Here is a 19,437-nt window from a genome sequence, read left to right as displayed (position 1 = left end):
GCTACCCCCCTGCTGATCAGCTAATGTCTGGAGCACGCCGACGGGCCCGGCCGAAAAGCCGAAGCCCACGGAGTACATGCGGGTGTAGTTCAGTAGTAGAACATCCCCCTTCCAGGGGGAAGGCGCAGTGTGCAATTCCTGTCACCCGCTCTGCACCGCCGGTCCTGAGCATGCTTGTGGATCAGGTAGGCTGGTGCTCGCACCGATCGGTGGGAGCCGGTCGGGAGCAGTGCGGACGTAGCTCAGTTGGTAGAGCGCAACCTTGCCAAGGTTGAGGTCGCGAGTTCGAGCCTCGTCGTCCGCTCCAGCTCGTAGAGGAAACCCCAGTCGTATGACTGGGGTTTTTTCGTGCGCCCACGTGCGGCTGCCGGGATCCCCCTGACATTTGTCATGGCGAGTGATGACACCGCGCACTGCTCCCGGACCCCCGCCGCCGGGACGCTGGAGTCATGGACGACGAACACGTGATTGAGGTCACAGATCTCCGGCGTGTCTACGGAGGCGGGTTCGAGGCGGTCCGCGGAATCACCTTCTCCGTGGGCCGCGGGGAGATCTTCGCGCTGCTCGGCACCAACGGCGCCGGAAAGACATCGACGGTCGAACTGCTCGAAGGACTCGCGCCGCCGGACGGGGGCCGGGTACGGGTACTGGGGCACGACCCGCACCGGGAGCGGGCCGCCGTACGCCCGCGCACCGGCGTGATGCTCCAGGAGGGCGGCTTCCCCTCCGAGCTGACCGTCCGCGAGACGGTACGGATGTGGGCCGGCTGTACGACGGGAGCCCGGCCCACGGCCGAGGCGCTCGGCCTGGTCGGGCTCGGCGGCCGGACGGACGTCCGGGTCAAGCAGCTCTCCGGCGGGGAGCGGCGCCGCCTCGACCTGGCACTCGCGCTGCTCGGCCGGCCCGAGGTGCTGTTCCTGGACGAGCCGACGACCGGACTCGACGCCGAAGGCCGCCGGGACACCTGGGAGTTGGTGCGCGCCCTGCGCGACGACGGGACGGCCGTCCTGCTCACCACCCACTACCTGGAGGAGGCCGATGACCTCGCCGACCGGCTCGCGATCCTGCACGAGGGGCGCATCGCGGCCGCAGGGACACCGGGCGAGGTGACCGCCGGCCGGCCCGCGCGGATGTCCTTCGAGCTGCCCACCGGCTACTTCCTCGGAGACCTGCCGCCGCTCGCCGCGATGGGCGTGTGCGGACACGAGCTCGACGGCAGGCTCGTACGGCTGCGGACCCGCGAGGTGCAGCGGACCGCCACCGGGGTGCTGGGGTGGGCCGAACGGACCGGGATCGAGCTGGGACGGCTGGAGGTGCGGTCGGCCTCGCTGGAGGAGGCGTTCCTGGGGATCGCACAGGAGGCGGCCGCATGACCGCGCCGACCACGCCGGCTCTCGGCGGACGCCCGGCGGTGGGCACCGCGGTCGCGGTCCGTCGCCGGCTGGCCGCCCTCGCCCGTGCCGAACTGCTGCTCCTCGGCCGCAACCGCGGCACGGTGCTCGTCGCCCTGCTCGTGCCGCTCTCCCTGCCGATCACCGTACGGCCCGCGATCGACCAGCTCGACGTCAAGGGGAAAGGGCTGAACACCGGCGTCCTGATGCTGACGGCCGCGATCGGCTTCTCCTTCCTCTTCGCCGTGTACACCTCCCTGGTGAGCGCCTACGTCGCCCGCCGCGAGGAACTCGTCCTCAAACGGCTGCGCACCGGCGAGCTCGCCGACGCGGAGATCCTGGCCGGGACCGCCCTGCCCGCCGTCTGCCTCGGCCTGGCGCAGGCGCTGGTGCTGACCGCCGGCTGCGCGGTGCTGCTCGACGCGGGCGCACCCGAGGCGCCGTACCTCACCGTGCTCGGTCTGCTGACCGGCCTGCTGATCAGTGCCGCGCTCGCCGCGCTCACCTCGGCCTTCACCCGGACCACCGAGAGTGCCCAGGTCACCGCGCTGCCCCTGGTCTTCGTCTCCATGCTGGGCTCGGGTGTCGCCGTCCCCGCGGACGCCCTGCCCGACCGGGTGGCCAGGGCCGGCGAGTTCCTCCCGCTCTCCCCGGCCGTCCGGCTGGTCCGGGCCGGCTGGACCGGCGAGCTGAGCACGGGCCAGGCCCTGGGCACCGTCCTCGTCGCGCTGGCCTGGACCGTGGTCGCGGTGTTTGCTGTACGGCGGTGGTTCCGCTGGGAACCTCGGCGCTGAGGGCGGGGGCGGGACCGGGATGAGCGGGGCAGCAGGCGGCTGGTGGCGGGGGAAGACCACGCCCGCCAAGGTCGAGACGTACACGCGGTGGTCGTTCCACTTCTTCGCGGTGATCGAGGTCGCGGCGATCGGGCTGCCGCTGTTCGCGCAGGCGCGAGCGGGGGTGGCCGGCTGGCTGGTGGGGATGGTCGTCGGTCACGCGCTGCTCTGCGCGCTGACCGCCTCCCGGGCGCTGGACTGGACGCGGGGTCGGCGGGAGCAGCCGGTGCGGCTGCTGTGGGTGCTGGGAGCGGCGACCTGCGTCTTCGCCGTCGCGGCTCTGGTCCTGCGCAAGCACGGTGGCGCAAGCGACGACACGGAGAACGCGACGGCGACCGTCTTCGCCATGGTCTTGGCTTTCGGGGCCGGCACCATGGCGCTGGGCGTACGGAGCCGGCGGCGCGTGGTGGCGCAGACCACGGGCTTCGCGTTCGGGGCGGCCGTGGTGTCCTTGCCGCTGGGCGTTCCTGGGCCTGAAGCAGTGGTCACGGCGTTCGTGGTGTTCCTCTCGGGCAGCTTCCTCGCCGCCACCTCCATCTTCTCCGTCTGGCTGCTGAACGCCGTCTACGAACTCGACGAGGCCCGCGAGACCCGGACCCGGCTCGCCGTCGCCGAGGAACGGCTGCGGTTCGGGCGCGATCTGCACGACGTCCTCGGCCGGAACCTCGCCGTCATCGCCCTCAAGAGCGAACTGGCCGTCCAGCTGGCCCGGCGGGAACGGCCCGCCGCCGTCGAGCAGATGATCGAGGTGCAGCGGATCGCGCAGGAGTCGCAGCGGGAGGTACGGGATGTCGTACGGGGCTACCGGGACGCCGACCTGGGGGCCGAACTCGCCGGTGCGCAAGGTGTGCTGACCGCCGCGGGATTCACCTGCGAGGTGACCGGCGACGCCACCGGGCTGCCCGCCGAGGTGCAGTCGGCACTCGGGTGGGTGGTGCGGGAGGCGACCACCAACGTGCTGCGGCACGGGGATGCGGGGCGGTGCGCGGTGGGACTGCGGGTGCGGGAGGGATCTGTGGTGCTGACGGTGGAGAACGACGGGGTTGTGGTGCGCGGGAGCGGTGGGGGTGGTGGGTCCGGGCTGGCCGGGCTGCGGGAGCGGCTCGCGGTGGTCGACGGGTCGCTGGAGGCGGGGCCGGTCGGGGCGGACGGCTTCCGGGTGGTGGCGTCGGTCCCGCTGTCCGGTCGTACGACGGCCGATACGAGTGTGAGTGGAGTCACTTCATGATGTCTCCGGTACGGCTGTTGCTCGCGGACGACGAGCATCTGATCCGGGGCGCCCTGGCCGCGCTGCTCGGGCTCGAGGACGACCTGATCGTCGTCGCCGAGGCGGCGAGCGGGCCCGAGGCGCTGGCCATGGCGCGGGCCCACCGGCCCGACGTGGCGGTGCTGGACCTGCAGATGCCGGGAGCCGACGGTGTGAGGGTCGCCACATCGCTCCGTGCCGAACTGCCCGGCTGCCAGGTGCTGATCGTCACCGGTCACGGACGGCCCGGCCATCTGAAGCGGGCGCTGGCCGCCGGTGTGCGCGGGTTCGTCCCGAAGACGGTGAGTGCCCAGCGGCTCGCGGAGATCATCCGGACCGTGCACGCCGGAAACCGCTACATCGACCCGGAGTTGGCCGCCGACGCGATCTCCGCCGGGGACTCGCCGCTCACCGCGCGGGAGGCGGAGGTGCTGGAGCTGGCCGCCGACGGGGCGCCGGTCACGGAGATCGCCGAGCGGGCCGCGCTGTCGCCGGGGACCGTGCGGAACTACCTCTCCTCGGCCGTCACCAAACTCGGTGCGGAGAACCGTCATGCGGCAGTGCGTCTCGCACGGGAGCGAGGTTGGGTATAGTTGCTCTCGCGCCACGGCGCATGCGGACGTAGCTCAGTTGGTAGAGCGCAACCTTGCCAAGGTTGAGGTCGCGAGTTCGAGCCTCGTCGTCCGCTCAGAGAGAAGGCCCCCGGTTTCCGCCGGGGGCCTTCCGCGTTCGCGGCCTTCGGTTCTCCCGGGCCCGGGGGCCCGGGAGATGCCTCCGTCACGACCAGGTGCTGCCCGTCAACCGCTCGTACGCCTCGATGTACTTGGCGCGGGTCGCCTCGACCACCTGCTCCGGCAGCGGCGGCGGGGGCTGCTCGCTCTTGCGGTCCCAGCCGGACTCGGCCGAGGTCAGCCAGTCGCGCACGTACTGCTTGTCGAACGACGGCTGGGCGCGCCCCGGCTGCCACTCGTCGGCCGGCCAGAACCGGGACGAGTCCGGGGTGAGGACCTCGTCGGCGAGGACCAGGGTGTCGTTCTCGAAGCCGAACTCGAACTTCGTGTCGGCCAGGATGATCCCCCGGTCCCGGGCGATGTCCCGGGCCCGCCCGTACACCGCGAGGGTGGCCTGACGCAGCTGAGCGGCCGTCTCGGCGCCGACCTGGCGGGCGACCTCCTCGTACGACACGTTCTCGTCGTGCTCGCCGACCTCGGCCTTGGTGGCCGGGGTGAAGATCGGGGCGGGCAGCTCGGAGCCGTCGACCAGGCCCTCGGGGAGGGCGAGGCCGCAGACCGTGCGGGACTCCTGGTACTCGGCGAGGCCCGAGCCGGTGAGGTAGCCGCGGGCCACGCACTCCACCGGGAGCATCTTCAGGGACTTGCAGATCAGGGTGCGGCCCGCCCAGTCGGCGGGGGCGCCCTCGGGCAGCTCGGTGCTGATGACGTGGTTGGGTGCCAGGTCGGCGAGCTTGTCGAACCACCACAGGGAGAGCTGGGTGAGTACCCGGCCCTTGTCGGGGATCTCGGTCGGCAGCACCCAGTCGTAAGCGGACAAGCGGTCGCTGGCGACCATCACGAGGTCTCCGGCCGCGTTCTGGTACAGCTCGCGCACCTTGCCGGTGTGCAGATGCACCAGACCCGGCACCTCCACGGGCTCGGGCTTTTCGACGAATCCGGACACGGTTCCTCCCCGTGGTTCTGTACAGGTGCCCTCGATTCTCCCGTATGCCGGGTTGCGCACGGACAGCGGGGCCGCGCGGACACCTGTGCGCATCAGTCGTGTTTGCAGATGCGGTCCAGGAGGTTGGCGGTGGCGCGCTGGACCCGGGGGTCGATGTGGCCGGGCCGGTCCAGGGCCGGGGACCAGGCGAAGGTGCCGGCGGCGAAGACCAGGGCACCGGAGGGGGCGCGGTAGAGGGAGGTCTCCTGGTGGCGCAGGACGCCGTCGTTGTCGGTGTAGGGGGAGTGGGCGAGCAGGATGCGCTCCTCGTGCTCGGGCAGCGCGGTGCGCGGGAAGTAGCGGTCGGCCTCGCCCGCCACCAGGCCCGGGAGTTCGTCGCCCTCGTGCGCGCCGGTGGCCTCCCAGAGCCAGTGCCCGGCGTTGCGCACGATCAGGGGGTACGGCTCTGGCACCCGGCCCGCGTACTGGATGCCGACCGTCTGCTGTTCGGGCCGGTCGATCTCGCGCCAGAGCACGGGCTTTCCCGGGCCCTTGCGTTTTCGGCAGGTCAGCAGGCGGTCCGCGACCCCGGACGGCGAGGGCCCCAGCTCCACCTGCCAGTACATGGTGTTGGCGGAGAGGAAGACGAGGCTCGTACCGCTGTCCCGGGCCAGCTCGACCGCGCGGCGCATCTGCGGCGACCAGTACTCGTCGTGGCCCGGGAAGACCAGGCCCCGGTAGCGGGCGGGGTCGACGCGGCCGGCGTGCAGGTCGCGGGCGTCGGCGTAGGCGATGTCGTAGCCGTAGCGCTCGGCCCAGCGGATGAAGTCGTAGGCGTGGCCGACGTGCAGGGGCAGGCCGGCGCCCGCGTACGGCCGGTCGAAGGAGACGGTGGTCGCCGCGTCGGCCTCGCCGAGCAGCCGGCCCCGCTCGTCCCAGGCGTGGTAGAGGCTGGCGCCGGTGTGGCCGTCCTCCGGGTAGAGGTTGTACGCCTGCCAGGTGATGTCCGGCAGCAGGAGCAGCAGGTCGGCCGGGTGGTTGTCGCGGATCGTGAAGGGCACGTGGGAGCGGTAGCCGTCGGCCGTGGTGAGCACGGCGACGTACGCGCCGATGCTCCAGTACGACGGGACCTGCAGCCGCCAGGACAGCCACCAGTGGTGGCAGGAGACCGTGCGGTCGGCGGCCAGCGGCGGCGGCTGGACGATGCCGGACAGCCGGGGGCTGGTGGTGATCTTGGATGCGCCGTCGCCGCCGTAGTGGCCGATGCGGTAGATGTCGACGCTGAATTCCTGCGGCGGGTCGACGGTGATGTGGAAGTCGACGGCCTCGCCCGGGGTGACCGCGCCGGTCGAGGTGAATCCTTTGATCTGGCGGTGCACGTCGTCCGCCGAGCGTGGGCCGCCGATGGCGGTGCGCGGTGCGGGGACCCGGGGGTTTTCGCCGGTGGGCTGTGGCCGGCTGGGGTCCACGTACCAGGGGACGACATGACCGGTGTCGTCGAAATAGGTCTCGCTGCCGCGCAGCCAGGGAACGGGCCCCTGACCGAAGGGATCCGTGACGGCGTGCGCGAGTGCTCCCGACTCCCAGCGGCGGATCTGGTCCGATGCCATGGTGGCTCCCCTCCCTCGTGCCCCCGTGAAGTGTGCTGATACGAGCCGATGTGCGATGTGCGATGCCTGTGTGCGTCTTTTGCCGTCGTGCCTGCGGCTGTGCTCTTGCGGCTGCGTTCTTGCGGCTGTGCTCGTCGCCTGCGTTGTTGCGGCTGTGGTCTTGCGCCTGCGTTGTTGTGCCTGGTTGCGCCCGGTTCTGATCCGACCGGCCGCGCTGTGCCGTGCTGTGACTGTGGCGTCTGTCTTATGTCGGATGCGCTTGCCACATCCGCGAACGATCCCAGCACATCACATAACGCACGCGTCCGGTCACGGTTCGTTGCGAATTTGCCTGAAGTGGAACAGTTTGCTCCGCTAAAGCGCCGAAACGCCGAGGTCAGACCAGTCGGACCGGTTTCTCGGGACGTATTCCGGATTCGACCAGCCAGGCCCGCAGCGGGGCCGGGTCTCCCTCCTCGATGAGGCTGAGGACTCTGGGCGTCAGGTCGGCGGCGCGCTCGCCGTCGACCAGCAGGGCCGGGCCGTCGAGCCAGTCCAGGCCGGGGGTGGCTCCGGCGGTGTCCACGGCCGCACAGCACACCATCGCCTTCACGTGGTCGGCGAGGAGTTCGCGGGCGGTGCGCGGGGGCTGGAGCGGGAAGAGGGGCAGGGCTCCGTCGTCCCAGAGGGGACTGCCGGGGCCGCCGCCCTGGCCGGCGGCCGCGGGGGAGCCGGGGCGCGCGGTGTCGGTCGCTCCCGTGTGCGTTCCCTCGTGCGCTCCCTCGTGCTCCTCGCGGGCGAGGGCCGCGGTGAGGCCGGCGGCGAGGGCGGCGCTGCGTTCGGTACCGGTGGGCTCGTCGGCTTCCTCGTCGTAGCCGGAGGTGCGGGGGTCCTCGTCGTACGCCGGAAGGCACCGGCGCCTGCCAGGGGCGGCCGGGTCGGTCAGGTGGTCCAGGACCCGGGCCAGGGTGGGACCGCCGGGGTCAGGGGCGGCCGGGTCGAGGGTGGCACGCACGCCGAGGGCGTCCAGGACGCGGTGCAGGCGGGCCGCCTCGGTGCGCCAGGTGCGGTCGACGACCTCGTCCGGGTACTCCTGCCAGGCCACCGGCGACCAGGCCGGGCCGGGCTCGGCGGGGCCGCCGTGGAAGAGGCGGGCGGCGAGCAGCGAGGCGGCCTCGTCCACAAGCCCCGGCTCCTCCAGCAGGTCGCAGGCGGGCCGCTCGCCCAGCCGGGAGGCGAAGCCCTCCGCCAGCCGGTCGCGCCGGGACAGCTCGGTGAGGGCCGCGACCACGCCCGCGTCCAGCCGGGAGGGCCAGCGGCCCATCCGCCAGGCGGGCAGCGCGACCCGGGTGAGCAGGCGGTCCCAGCCGGCATAGGCCAGGCCGACCTGTTCCTGGGCGACGATCCGCAGTCCGTAGTCGACGGCCTGCGCCCGCTCGGCGGCCGCGGCGGCGACCCCGCGCTCCATCAGCGCCGCGTGCTCCCGGCAGCCGCGCAGCAGCAGCCGGGCCACCCAGGCGACGCCCGCGCACACCAGGCGGGTGGCCGGACATCGGGCGGGCGCCGCGGAGACCGCCACCGCCGCGTCCAGGCCCCGTACGAACCGGCGGGCGGCGGCTATGTCCGGCTGCGCCGAGGGTCCCGTACCGGCGACGACCGGGGCGAGGACCGCGCGGAGCTCGCCGACCCGCATCCACCACAGGAACGGGGAGCCGATGACGAGGACGGGGGCGGCCGGGGTGCGGCGGTGCGGGCCCAGGGTGCCGAGCTCGTCGCCGCCCTGGGGCGCGGGCGGGCCGTGGGCCGGGTGGGTGCGGTCCTCCAGCCAGCTGTCGCAGTCCGGGGTGAGCGCTATGGCGGAGGGCGCCGGCACGTCGAGGCGGTCGGCCAGGTCGCGCACCATCCGGTACAGGTCCGGGGCGGAGTCCTCCGGGATGGGGACCGTGGGACTCACGGCCGGGCGGGCGCGGGCCACGACCAGGGCGATACCGGCGGCGGCCAGCAGTACGAGCACGGCGAGGGCGCCCACGATCCAGCGGGCGGCGTCCCAGCCGCGGCCGACGAAGTGGCCGGTGGAACCGCCGGTCAGCAGGATCACCGTGGCCGCGGCGGGGAGCAGGGCCACGGCCAGGGCCCGGCCGCGGATGCGCAGCACGGCGAGGGCCCGGGTACGCGCTGCCTGCGCTCCCGCCTCCGCACCGATACCGGTACTGGTCACGTCCGGACCTCACCCCCTCCCTGCTGTCCTCGGCCTGTCCTGGCTGTTGCTCACTCCCCCACTGTGGCACCCACCACTGACATCGCAATGCCGGTGGGCCAAGTGCCGGAACGCCTGCGCCGCACCCTAGTTGGGGCCTCGGCCCCCGTCAGCCGGATAAGGCATCGGTCACTCGATGGAATGGCTTTGGTCAGAGGTGATCGACAGACAGCAACGATCAGGCCCCGGATTTCGGGTCCGGGGCCTGATCAGGGACGGGTCTGCGGAGACGGAGAGGTCAGGCCTCCGCCGCCGCCTTCGCGGCGATGTCCGTACGGTGCTGGGAACCGTCGAGGCCGATCCGCGCCACCGCCGCGTACGCCCGCTCACGGGCCTGGGTCAGGTCCGCGCCGGTCGCCGTGACGGAGAGGACCCGGCCGCCGGCGCTGACGACGTCGTCGCCGGCCCGCTTCGTCCCCGCGTGCAGGACGTAGGCGTGCGGCGCGTCCTCGGCGGCGATGGCGTCGAGGCCGGTGATGGGGTCGCCGGTGCGCGGGGTGTCCGGGTAGTTGTGCGAGGCGACGACGACGGTGACGGCCGCGTCGTCGCGCCAGCGCAGCGGCGGGAGGTCGGCGAGGGTGCCGTTCGCGGCGGCGAGCAGGACACCGGCCAGCGGGGTCTTCAGGCGGGCGAGGACCACCTGGGTCTCCGGGTCGCCGAAGCGGGCGTTGAACTCGATGACCCGCACGCCGCGCGAGGTGATCGCGAGGCCGGCGTAGAGGAGACCGGAGAACGGGGTGCCGCGGCGCCGCATCTCGTCGACGGTCGGCTGGAGGACGGTCTCCAGGACCTCGTCGACGAGCTTGGGGTCGGCCCAGGGCAGCGGGGAGTAGGCCCCCATGCCGCCCGTGTTCGGCCCCTCGTCGCCGTCCAGGGCGCGCTTGAAGTCCTGCGCGGGCTGCAGCGGGAGGACCGTCTCGCCGTCGGTGATCGCGAAGAGGGAGACCTCGGGGCCGTCCAGGAACTCCTCGATGACGACGCGGTCGCAGGCGGCCGCGTGCGCCTTGGCGGCGTCCAGGTCGTCCGTGACGACGACGCCCTTGCCGGCGGCGAGGCCGTCGTCCTTCACGACGTACGGTGCGCCGAAGGCGTCCAGCGCCTCGGCGACCTCCTCGGCGTTTGTGCAAACGTATGAACGGGCGGTGGGGACTCCGGCCCCCGCCATCACGTCCTTGGCGAACGCCTTGGACCCCTCGATCTCCGCGGCCTCCCGGGAGGGGCCGAAGACCGGGATGCCGGCCTCGCGCACGGCGTCGGCGACCCCGGCGACCAGGGGGGCCTCCGGGCCGACGACCACGAGGTCGGCGCCGAGTTCCAGGGCGAGCGAGGCCACGGCCCCGCCGTCCAGGGCATCGACCTGGTGCAGCTCGGCCACCTCGGCGATGCCGGCGTTGCCGGGGGCGCAGTGCAGCGCGGTGACGTCGGAATCGAGGGACAGAGAGCGGCACAGGGCGTGTTCGCGGGCGCCGCTGCCGATGACGAGGACCTTCACGGGGGCCAGCGTAGCTGGGTGGGCCGACTGGAGGTTCGTCCAAGGGGGCTGGGCCGAGAGATGGCCGCCCTGCTGAGGTGGCCGCACCCTTGGGGGCTGCCGCCCCCAAACCCCCACTTCGGCCCGAACGGCCTTGTCCTCAAACGCCGGACGGGCTGGGGGTGGTTGCTGCCTCACACGCCGGACGGGCTGAGGGTGACTGCTGCCTGACAAGCCGGACGGGCTGAGGGAGTGATTGCTGCCTCACACGCCGGACGGGCTGAGGCAGTGGTTGCTGCCTGACAAGCCGGACGGGCTGAGGCAGTGGTTGCTGCCTGACAAGCCGCACGGGCTGAGGGAGTGGTTGCTGGCTCACACGCCTAACGGGCTAAGCGGCAGCGCCCCGTAAGGGGCGCGGGGAACTGCGCGACCAGCCACGACGGCGCCGCAGTCGACCACCGGCGCAGCACGGCGCTACCAGCGGAGCGCCCCGGAGTGGTGCTCTCCCGCGCCGGATGCGCTGAGAAACCCAGGGGCGCGGGGAACTGCGCGGGCAACCCCCGCCGAGCCGTCGGCGGCCGCCGCGCGTCACTCGTTCTGGATCTCCTCCACCACCGTCGCCCCCAGTTCCCTCACGATCAGTTCGTGGCCGGAGAGGGCCGACTCGTCGAGGTCGGGGTCGTCCTCCTCGGGGATGTCGTCCTCGGGGGACACCGGTGGCGGTTCCGGGGCGGTGGGCGCAGAGGCCGGTGCCGCTGCCCTCGGGGTGGGTGGCGGCGCGCTCTGGGCCGGGGTGGCCGCCGGGGCCTGCTGGGCGGGCGCAGGGCGGGCCGGGGCCGCGCTGCCGTAGCCGGACGCCGCAGGCGCGCCGTAGCCGCCGGGCGGCCCGCCGCCGTACCCGGTGCTGGGCGGAGCCGCGCCGCCGCCCGTCGGGTCCACGACCGCCTCGATCCGCCACTGCACACCGAACTGCTCGGTCAGCGCCTGCCGCAGCACGTCCTCACTGCCGCTGCTCGCGAAGTTGTCGCGGGCGCCGGCGTTGACGAAGCCGACCTGGAGGGTGGTGCCGTCGAAACCGGCGACCTGGGCGTTCTGGCTGAGCAGGATCCAGGTGAAGCGGCGGCGGTTCTTCACCGCTTCCAGGATGTTCGGCCAGAGCACACGGGGGTCGAGGCCACCGGCAGGGGCAGCGGCGGATGCCGGGGCGGGAGCGGCGGCCGGGGCCGGGGCCGGCGAGGCTGCCGGGGGCGCCGAGGGCGGCGGGCTCTGCTGGGCCGCCGGAGCGCCGCCCGTGGCCGTCGGCCAGCCGCCGGGGCGACGCGTACCACCGCCGCCTGCGGGGGCCGCCGTCGGCCAGGCGCCGGGCGCGGGAGCAGCCGCGGCGGCCGGAGGCGGGGTGGGGGCGGCGGCCGGAACCGGAGTCGGAGCCGGAGCTGGAGCTGGAGGCTCTGGAGTCTGCGCAGGTGCTGCCGGGGCCGGGGCGGGGGCGGGGGCCGCTCCGCCTCGTACGGCCGCCCGGGCCGCCGCCGGACCGCCCCCCTGCTGCACAGGAGCCGGAGGCTGCACATGTGCCTCGGGTCCGGGGACGTACCCCATGGCGGGCGCGCCGCCTCCGCCCGAGAAGTTGACGCCGCGCTCCAGGCGGTCGAGGCGGGCCATCACGGACCGCTCGTCGCCGTACGCGGCCGGCAGCAGCACGCGGGCGCAGATCAGCTCCAGCTGGAGGCGTGGCGAGGTGGCGCCGCGCATCTCCGTCAGGCCCTCGTTGACGAGGTCGGCGGCGCGGCTGAGCTCGGCGGCGCCGAAGGTGCCGGCCTGGGCCTGCATCCGTTCGAGAACGTCGGCGGGGGCGTCGAACAGCCCCTTCTCCACGGCGTCCGGCACGGCGGCGAGGATCACCAGGTCCCGCAGCCGCTCCAGCAGGTCGGCGACGAAGCGGCGCGGGTCGTTGCCCCCCTCGATGATCCGGTCGACGACCTCGAAGGCGGCGGCGCCGTCCCCGGTCGCGAAGGCCTCGACCACGGAGTCGAGCAGTGAGCCGTCCGTGTAGCCGAGCAGGGAGGTGGCCATGGCATACGTCACACCCTCCTCGGTGGCCCCGGCGAGCAGCTGGTCCATGACGGACATGGAGTCACGCACGGACCCGGCGCCGGCGCGGACGACGAGCGGGAGCACTCCGTCCTCGACGGGGATCTGCTCCTTGCCGCACACCTCGCCGAGGTAGTCCCGCAGCGTGCCCGGCGGCACCAGCCGGAACGGATAGTGGTGGGTCCGCGACCGGATGGTCCCGATGACCTTCTCGGGCTCGGTGGTGGCGAAGATGAACTTGAGATGCTCCGGCGGCTCCTCGACGACCTTGAGCAGCGCGTTGAAGCCGGCCGACGTGACCATGTGGGCCTCGTCGATGATGTAGATCTTGTAACGGCTGGAGGCGGGCCCGAAGAAGGCCTTCTCGCGCAGCTCACGGGCGTCGTCCACACCACCGTGAGAGGCCGCGTCGATCTCGATGACGTCGATGGAACCCGGCCCGTTGCGCGCCAGGTCCTGGCACGACTGGCACTTCCCGCAGGGGGTCGGCGTCGGCCCCTGCTCGCAGTTCAGGCACCGCGCCAGAATCCGCGCGCTGGTCGTCTTCCCGCACCCGCGCGGCCCGCTGAACAGGTACGCGTGATTGACCCGATTGTTCCGCAGCGCCTGCTGCAACGGGTCGGTGACATGCTCCTGCCCGATGACCTCGGCGAACGACTCCGGGCGATAGCGGCGGTACAGCGCGAGAGACGACACGCATACGAGGTTATAGGCGCCCACTGACAACCAGCTCCGCCCGCAAACGCAAGCGCCCCCCACGCACCCGCCAGAGCCAACCTACCCTTGCTGCCTTCCGGCCCTGGGGGAGTTCAGTCAGATAGCGCCGCGTGAGGGGCTCTGCACAGAGTACCCGACGTCAGCAGGTGGGAACGAGTTCGCGAGCACTCCTCTCGGTCATGTAATGTTTCCGGCGGAGGATTCGCCTAGAGGCCTAGGGCGCACGCTTGGAAAGCGTGTTGGGGGCAACCCCTCACGAGTTCGAATCTCGTATCCTCCGCCAGCCCAGAGGGCCGGACCACAATAAGTGGCCCGGCCCTCTGGCGTTCGTCCGTCTCAATCGGTTTTCCGTCCGGTGCCGGACAGCTCCCAGAGCGCTTCCCGACGTGCTGAGCGACCTTGCGGAGCATGGCCCTGGTCACATGCATGTAGCGAGCGCGCATGCGGGCCGCTCTTTCGGGCTCCCAACCCCTGATGGCGTCGATCACGACGTCCGGAACGCCGAGAATCAGGGCACGGTCGCGGCGGTGTGGCGAGCGTCATGGAGACGGCGGTCCCGGTGGAGACCGAGCCCCTCCCCCTGCCGGAGGCCGAGAGCCAGGGCGACGACCCAGCGAGCGCTGCTGCGAAGCTTGGCCGCCTCGACGAGCAGGCCCACGTCGGACGGCCTCGCCGAGGGCGACCCGGATCGTCCGGTCCGCGTGGTGGGCCGTGCCGGCAGCTTGTGGGGCCGAGCCCGGTCACGAGGTGGCGACGGTCGGGCCTTCCGTCGTCGCGGACACCGATCGTCCCTGGTCCGTGCCACTTGCTGTCCTTGCCCAGGAGATGAAGGAGGCCCCATTGGAGTGGCGGGTGCACTTCTTGTCTGCCACGTCAGCTTCCTCAGGCCGCCTCAGCGGGTCGATGAAGGAGCTTCGCCGCATAGGCGGGAACGGCATCGGAGGGGACCCGCCGCAGCCGCCTGGCCGTGACAGATCCGGGACATGAGTCGATCACCGTAGGGAAGCTGCCACGCCCAGAACCAGTCTCCGGCGAGGCGCACAGGCTCCGAGATGGCGGGGGCGCCGTTCGCGAAGGGCAAGGACGTACCGGGGGTGGACATGGCCCGGATTCGAACCGGGGTTTCCGCATCGGGGCGAACCCGAGTGCGACGTCTTGGGCCGCTAAACGACTCATGGCCGAGCGGATCCTACTGACTCTGAGATCGGCGAGCCCACCTCTTTTATGGGGTGAGGCCCAAGCCACTGGCGCACAGGGCCGAGCCCATCGTGCGCCAGGATGGCCACCCTCCACCAGCTGTGGTCGCTACGGTCGGACTTGTGAGTGAAGAAGCCCGACTCATGGCGAATCACCGAGTTCACGTCGTCCCCGTTGTCTTGGCTCTGGCCAATCCACCGTGGCAGAGGGAGGTGTGGCTTGACCCGTCGGCGTTCGAGGACCTGGACCATGTCTTCCACACACTCTTCGACGACTTCTGCGACGCCGACGAGCCGGAGCGGTACCTGGGCGTCAGCCTGCGAACTGACGAAGAGGTCGTCCTCATGAGAGAACTCGGTGTCGCGCTCAACGCCGCGGCGGTCGAGACGCTCGACGACACCGACGCGGAGTATCTCCAGACACCCGTCTGGCCGGAGGTCGTGGCCATCGCCGGGCGCCTCGCTCAGGTCATGGTCGCGAACGACCTGCGGGAGCTTGCCGTGCTGCTCGACGAAGAGGCCGTGCCGGATCCGTGCCAGGTCGTACGGGGAACCACGGGGAACTCGGGGGATCGAGGCGACGGACGCGCAAGCTCCGACACCGCTTCGTCGCAGTTCAGCCCGGCCGCCTTCCCCGAACACCGTTAGCATCCCAAGCTCAGTGTGCGGATGGTGCGGACGCAGGCGATGCCCTCCGATACGGTCCCGAACCATGGCGGATGGCAACCGTGTGCCGGAGAAGGTGGCGTGGATCCTGGTTCGGGACGACCGGGTATTGGTGACGCGTAGCCACGGCAGAGATCGCTTCTACTTCCCGGGCGGTCATCGTGAGCCGGGCGAGTCCGACGGCGAGACCCTGGTGCGGGAGATCGACGAGGAACTGCAGGCGGCGATCGACCCCGGTTCCATGGTGCACTTCGGCACCTTCGAGATCGGCGAGGGCCATCCGGATCACGACCCCTTCAGGATGATCTGTTACACCGCCGAGCACCGCGGTGAACTGACCCCGTCGAGGGAGATCGCCGAGAAGGCGTGGTTCCGCTACGCCGATCGGGACCGCGTCTCGGCCGTCGACGGGATGGCCTTCGACGCGCTTCACGAGGCCGGGCGGCTTCCTTGATTGGGTGAGCCGGATCCGGAGGTATCCCGCCGCCTACGGTGCACCGTCGAAGAAGCCGGACTTCAGGTCCCGGATGATGACGTCGAGTGGGTGCCCGCTGACGATGAACGGTCCGCTCCAGGGCGCGCTGAGTGCGAAGAGCAACGCCAGGCTCAGCCCGACCACGCTCGCCACCCCGACGATCAGCAGCGACGTTCGCAGACTGCTGCGGAAGACCAGTGCGCCGGAGTTCACGATCAAGGCCACTCCGCTGACCACGAGCGTGACGACGTAGAGCGCGGGAACCTCGCGCGAGGCGGCCGCGACGCGGGCGCGACGGCTACTGGTGACGCCGTCCAGGGAGACCACCAGCTCCGTACCCGTCGCCGTTCCCACATCGGACCGGCCCGCCTCGGCGCGCACACTCCGCTCCAGCCGTGCGATCGTACGAGCGGTGGCCGGGTCGTCGCCGGACGCCGCTGCTGTGCCCTCCCACTCCCTGGCACGCGTGGTCCGCAAGTAGTCCAGCAGTGCCGCGTGGATCGGCTCCGACCGGACTCCCGGGCTGGTCGCCGCCCATGCCAGGCGGGAGGCCGCGGCCGCCTCGTCGCTCACCAACCCCTCGGCCGCGCGCAGGTAGCCGGCCTCGCTGGCCAGTGAGAGTGCCGCAAAGATCGCGAAGGCAGCACCGAGTGTCGGCATCAGGGGCGTGGCGATCTGCGGCACCCGGTCCCGTTCCCCGACCGGTACGAGCGCCCGGACGCCGACCCGCGCCAGCGCCGCGACCAGCAGGGCGAGTAAGAGTCCGCCCACGACCAGCACCACCGCCGGCAGCGAGGTCAACCAGTCCACCACATCACCTCCAGCGCGTTCCCGTGAGCGCTCCACGGCGACGCGACATCGGGCCTCGCGACCTGGAGCTCCTGGCCGATCACTTTCCATCACTTTCACTGAGCGATCACATGATCACAGGTCGAGGACCCCAGAAGCTCGCGACGCCCGGCAGGGCATCTCTTTCGGCCCAAGGCACCCCTCACACCGTGGGAACCGGATACTGCTCCTGCGCCCGGATGCCGGAGCGGACGAGCGGAACGGATGAGGAGTACGACCAGTGACCAGCGACGACCGCACAGGACCGCCCAACTTCGGCAGTGAACGCGACATGCTGCGCGCTTTTCTCGACTACCACCGCGCCACCCTCGCCATGAAGTGCGAAGGGCTCACCGACGACCAGTTGCGGCGGCGGTCGATGCCGCCGTCCACGTTGTCGCTGCTCGGTCTGGTGCGGCACATGGCGGAAGTGGAACGCGCCTGGTTCCGCCGGGTGTTCGAGGACAAGGACGCACCCATGGTGTGGTCCGACGAGATCGACTTCCAGGCGGCGTACGACGCGAGCGGGTCGACCAGGGCGGAGGCGTTCGCGGCCTGGGAGGCCGAGGTGGAGACCTCGCGCCGTATCGAGCGCGCGGCCGGCTCCCTGGACCAGGCCGGATACCAGCCGAGGTGGGAGGAGGAGGTGTCGCTGCGGATGGTGATGCTGCACGTGCTGCTGGAGTACGGCCGCCACAACGGCCACGCCGACTTCCTGCGCGAGGGCGTCGACGGCACCGTGGGCGCCTGAGCAGCCGTACGGCCTGGGCCATGGTGGGAGTCGCCGGAGTTCCCGAGCCGCACACCGGCTGGACGTTCAGGTGCTCCGCCACCCGGCCGAGGCCGGAGCCGGCCTGACCGTGGCCTCCCTGCTGACGATGCTGCTCAGGGACGAGGCGGACCGGCAGGGCGGGCGCGGGCGGGCGCGGCTAGGCGGCGATCCGTACCTTCTTCGTCACCGTCACCTGGTCCAGGTCGGACACCCGTACCGTCACCGTCATCGTCCACTCGCCCGCGATGGGGAGGTTGACGGAGTCGGCGGCCCAATAGCCGCCGCGGTCGGTCACGTCGGCGGGGAGCGGGCCGATCTTCTGGGCGGCGAGGGTGAAGGACAGGCGGAGTTCGGGGACGGTGGAGATGCCGTCGTCGGGGCCGAAGACGACCGCCAGCACGGAGTTCGCGCCGACCCGGCCCGGGTCCAGGGTGATCTGCACCTTGCCGTGGCCGTTCGGGGTGCCGACGTCGAAGGGCACCATGGAGACGGAGGTCGCGGGGATGCCGACCGTGTCCGACGCCGTTTCCGACCCGGCCGCCTCGGCCGCGGCCCGGCCGGGCAGGGTGCCGGTGAGGATCGTGGTGATGCCCAGGACGGCGACGCCGATGGCCACTTCGGCGAGGACCGAACGGCGCAGGGCGGCCCGGTGGCTGCCGGTGGAGGTGCCGGGCGGTGCGGCGTCGAGGGTCCGCGGGTCCTCCGCGGCCGACGAGTTCTCCGCGGTCGACGACTCCTCAGCGGTCGGTGGGGCCGCCGCGGTCGATGGGGCCGCCGCACTCGTTCGATCCGCCGCGGTCGTCGGGTCCGCCGGGGCCGACAGGTCCGCCGGGGCGCCGACCGGCAGCGGGACGCGGTCGACGGCCGTCACGGCCGGGGCCGGCGCCAGTTTCGCCGTCCAGCGGCGGGACTGCGAGGCGGCCGCCAGCAGCAGGGTCACCGCGGCGAGTTTGACGAGGAGGAGCCTGCCGTACGACGTGTCGGTGAGGGCCTGCCAGGAGCCGAGGCCGCGCCAGGACTGGTAGACGCCGGTGACGACGAGGACCGTCACCGCGGCGAAGGCGACGCGGGAGAAGCGGGTGACGACGGCGGCGGGCAGGGGCGTGGCGGAGCGCTGGAGGGTGATGAGGAGGGCCGTGAGGCCGCCCAGCCAGAGCGCCATCGACAGGAGGTGCAGGACCGACGACGTCATCGCCAGCGGTACCTGGATGCCGGCCGAGGCGTGTTCCGCCGCCGCCCAGGTCAGGGCCAGGGCGGCGGAGAGAGCGGCGGCTGTGGCGAGCAGGGGGCTGGACGGGCGGTCGCGGTTCACCCGCTTGCGGAGGAGGAGGTAGAGGGCGGCGGTGAGCGCCAGCAGGGCCATCCTGGCGAGCAGGGCCAGGCCGGGGCGGGCGGTCGCGGACTTGGCGAGGGCGGAGAGGTCGAAGGCCGTCGCCGGGGAGGTGCCCTCCTCGTAGGGGGCGCGCAGGACGAAGAGGAAGAGGGTGGCGGCGAGGAGGGCCCACCACGCCGTGCGGATCGGTGTGCGGAGGGGGGCGGGGTCCGGCGGGCGGCAGACGGCCAGGAAGGCGACGGTGCCTATGAGCAGGGCCACGGCGAGGTACGCGACGTAGCGGCCGATGTTGTAGAGGCTGCCGGTGACCGGGTTCTCGACAGGGCCGGTGGAGACGGTCGCCGTGGTCGCCGACGGCTTGCCCACGGAGAAGGTGAGGGCGCCGGAGACGGGGTGGCTGTCCGCCGAGACGATCCGCCAGGCCACGGTGAACGTGCCGGTGCCCAGCTTCTTCGGGAAGGTGATCCGGGCGGTGTCCGAGCCGGCCGGGCCGTGTTCGGCCTCGCTGGTGCCCACCCGGTGGTTGGTGGGGTCGTACACCCGGAACGAGTCGTCGAGCAGGCCGACGGACTCGGTGAAGGTGAGGGTGACGGAGCGCGGTGACGACTTGAGCACGGCGCCGTCGGCGGGGTCGCTGCCGCGCAGGGCCGCGTGCGCGGAGGCGGGGCCGGCCGAGGCGAGGAGGAGGGCGGCGAGGAGGGTGCCCAGGAGCGCGAGGGCGCGCAGGGCCCTGTGGTTCCTCCGGTTCCTGTGGTTGCCGGCCGGCGCCTGCCGCTTGTCGTGTCCTTCGCTCACGTCACCCGCTCCGAGGTCGGAAACACGCGTTCTCGGGTCATACGGCTGGGAAGCCTGTAGCGCTCACTTTGTCTGCGGGTGAGTCGGGGGCTGATCGCGTCCGCGCGGGTGAGCCGCACACCGA

The 19,437-nt window shown here is 72.2% G+C and carries 14 protein-coding genes, 5 tRNA genes, 1 other RNA gene and 1 pseudogene; 11 read left to right on the top strand and 10 right to left on the bottom strand.

The window, feature by feature from the left end; all coding sequences use genetic code 11:
- Positions 1–78 precede the first annotated feature (78 nt).
- The 7 genes from ACFY0P_RS11400 (at position 79) to ACFY0P_RS11370 (ending at position 4,158) form a co-directional block, all read left to right on the top strand.
- Positions 79–150: transfer RNA gene (locus ACFY0P_RS11400), tRNA-Gly, on the top strand.
- 81 nt (positions 151–231) lie between these two features.
- A tRNA-Gly gene (locus ACFY0P_RS11395) sits at positions 232–307 on the top strand.
- Positions 308–449: 142 nt separating this feature from the next.
- A complete protein-coding gene (locus ACFY0P_RS11390; protein ID WP_388909941.1) occupies positions 450–1,373 on the top strand; it encodes an ABC transporter ATP-binding protein in 924 nt (307 codons plus the stop codon).
- Positions 1,370–2,185, top strand: a complete 816-nt coding sequence (locus ACFY0P_RS11385) for an ABC transporter permease (RefSeq protein ID WP_388909938.1) — start codon at positions 1,370–1,372, stop codon at positions 2,183–2,185. The genes ACFY0P_RS11390 and ACFY0P_RS11385 overlap by 4 nt, the downstream gene beginning before the upstream one ends.
- Positions 2,186–2,204: 19 nt before the next feature.
- Positions 2,205–3,452, top strand: a complete 1,248-nt coding sequence (locus tag ACFY0P_RS11380) for a sensor histidine kinase (protein WP_388909935.1) — start codon at positions 2,205–2,207, stop codon at positions 3,450–3,452.
- On the top strand, positions 3,449–4,063 hold the full coding sequence (locus ACFY0P_RS11375) for a response regulator (protein WP_388909932.1): 615 nt from the start codon (positions 3,449–3,451) through the stop codon (positions 4,061–4,063). The genes ACFY0P_RS11380 and ACFY0P_RS11375 overlap by 4 nt, the downstream gene beginning before the upstream one ends.
- 22 nt (positions 4,064–4,085) lie before the next feature.
- A tRNA-Gly gene (locus tag ACFY0P_RS11370) sits at positions 4,086–4,158 on the top strand.
- Positions 4,159–4,247: 89 nt separating this feature from the next.
- Here ACFY0P_RS11370 and ACFY0P_RS11365 read toward each other — a convergent pair.
- The 6 genes from ACFY0P_RS11365 to ffs form a co-directional block, all read right to left on the bottom strand.
- A complete protein-coding gene (locus ACFY0P_RS11365) occupies positions 4,248–5,147 on the bottom strand; it encodes a phosphoribosylaminoimidazolesuccinocarboxamide synthase (protein ID WP_388909929.1) in 900 nt (299 codons plus the stop codon).
- A 92-nt stretch (positions 5,148–5,239) separates the two neighbouring features.
- Positions 5,240–6,736, bottom strand: coding sequence for a N,N-dimethylformamidase beta subunit family domain-containing protein (locus ACFY0P_RS11360; protein ID WP_388909926.1), 1,497 nt, complete (start codon positions 6,734–6,736; stop codon positions 5,240–5,242).
- Positions 6,737–7,112: 376 nt separating this feature from the next.
- Positions 7,113–8,933, bottom strand: coding sequence for a hypothetical protein (locus ACFY0P_RS11355; protein ID WP_388909923.1), 1,821 nt, complete (start codon positions 8,931–8,933; stop codon positions 7,113–7,115).
- A 277-nt stretch (positions 8,934–9,210) separates the two neighbouring features.
- Positions 9,211–10,464 (bottom strand): phosphoribosylamine--glycine ligase, encoded by a 1,254-nt coding sequence (gene purD, locus ACFY0P_RS11350; protein ID WP_388909920.1) that lies wholly within the window; start codon positions 10,462–10,464, stop codon positions 9,211–9,213.
- A 567-nt stretch (positions 10,465–11,031) separates the two neighbouring features.
- The gene (locus tag ACFY0P_RS11345) at positions 11,032–13,227 is read right to left on the bottom strand and encodes a DNA polymerase III subunit gamma and tau (protein WP_388909917.1); all 2,196 of its coding nucleotides are present in this window, start codon (positions 13,225–13,227) and stop codon (positions 11,032–11,034) included.
- A gap of 45 nt (positions 13,228–13,272) precedes the next feature.
- Positions 13,273–13,371, bottom strand: an RNA gene (gene ffs, locus ACFY0P_RS11340) — signal recognition particle sRNA small type.
- Between the two features lie 72 nt (positions 13,372–13,443).
- Here ffs and ACFY0P_RS11335 point away from each other — a divergent pair.
- Positions 13,444–13,531 (top strand) — tRNA-Ser (locus ACFY0P_RS11335).
- Between the two features lie 53 nt (positions 13,532–13,584).
- Here ACFY0P_RS11335 and ACFY0P_RS11330 read toward each other — a convergent pair.
- Together ACFY0P_RS11330 and ACFY0P_RS11325 are read right to left on the bottom strand one after the other, a co-directional pair.
- Positions 13,585–13,807: pseudogene (locus ACFY0P_RS11330) on the bottom strand (site-specific integrase); the annotation flags it as partial.
- Between the two features lie 536 nt (positions 13,808–14,343).
- Positions 14,344–14,428 (bottom strand) — tRNA-OTHER (locus ACFY0P_RS11325).
- A 229-nt stretch (positions 14,429–14,657) separates the two neighbouring features.
- Here ACFY0P_RS11325 and ACFY0P_RS11320 point away from each other — a divergent pair.
- Positions 14,658–15,092: a hypothetical protein gene (locus tag ACFY0P_RS11320; RefSeq protein ID WP_388909914.1), complete on the top strand. Its 435-nt coding sequence runs from the start codon at positions 14,658–14,660 to the stop codon at positions 15,090–15,092.
- A 64-nt stretch (positions 15,093–15,156) separates the two neighbouring features.
- Positions 15,157–15,564 carry an NUDIX domain-containing protein gene (locus ACFY0P_RS11315; RefSeq protein ID WP_388909911.1) on the top strand — a complete coding sequence of 136 codons (408 nt, stop codon included), beginning with the start codon at positions 15,157–15,159 and terminating at the stop codon, positions 15,562–15,564.
- Between the two features lie 33 nt (positions 15,565–15,597).
- On the opposite strand, the gene ACFY0P_RS11310 is transcribed toward ACFY0P_RS11315, so the two are convergent.
- Entirely contained in the window at positions 15,598–16,395 is a 798-nt protein-coding gene (locus tag ACFY0P_RS11310) for a hypothetical protein (RefSeq protein ID WP_388909908.1), read from the bottom strand.
- 259 nt (positions 16,396–16,654) lie between these two features.
- Here ACFY0P_RS11310 and ACFY0P_RS11305 point away from each other — a divergent pair, with 259 nt between their 5' ends.
- Positions 16,655–17,164, top strand: coding sequence for a DinB family protein (locus ACFY0P_RS11305; protein ID WP_388909905.1), 510 nt, complete (start codon positions 16,655–16,657; stop codon positions 17,162–17,164).
- Between the two features lie 178 nt (positions 17,165–17,342).
- On the opposite strand, the gene ACFY0P_RS11300 is transcribed toward ACFY0P_RS11305, so the two are convergent.
- Entirely contained in the window at positions 17,343–19,244 is a 1,902-nt protein-coding gene (locus ACFY0P_RS11300) for a copper resistance protein CopC (protein ID WP_388910118.1), read from the bottom strand.
- Between the last annotated feature and the right edge of the window lie 193 nt (positions 19,245–19,437).

It is taken from the genome of Streptomyces sp. NPDC001714, from assembly GCF_042892755.1.
Classification (GTDB): Bacteria; Actinomycetota; Actinomycetes; order Streptomycetales; family Streptomycetaceae; genus Streptomyces.
Note: the sequence above shows the minus strand (reverse complement) of the source record. Positions and strands in the feature narration are given on the sequence as shown.

Coding starts and splice junctions, on each gene's coding strand:
- ACFY0P_RS11390 (WP_388909941.1), top strand. CDS start 450: ATGGACGACGAACACGTGATTGAGGTCACAGATCTCCGGCGTGTCTAC.
- ACFY0P_RS11385 (WP_388909938.1), top strand. CDS start 1,370: ATGACCGCGCCGACCACGCCGGCTCTCGGCGGACGCCCGGCGGTGGGC.
- ACFY0P_RS11380 (WP_388909935.1), top strand. CDS start 2,205: ATGAGCGGGGCAGCAGGCGGCTGGTGGCGGGGGAAGACCACGCCCGCC.
- ACFY0P_RS11375 (WP_388909932.1), top strand. CDS start 3,449: ATGATGTCTCCGGTACGGCTGTTGCTCGCGGACGACGAGCATCTGATC.
- ACFY0P_RS11360 (WP_388909926.1), bottom strand. CDS start 6,736: ATGGCATCGGACCAGATCCGCCGCTGGGAGTCGGGAGCACTCGCGCAC.
- ACFY0P_RS11315 (WP_388909911.1), top strand. CDS start 15,157: ATGGCGGATGGCAACCGTGTGCCGGAGAAGGTGGCGTGGATCCTGGTT.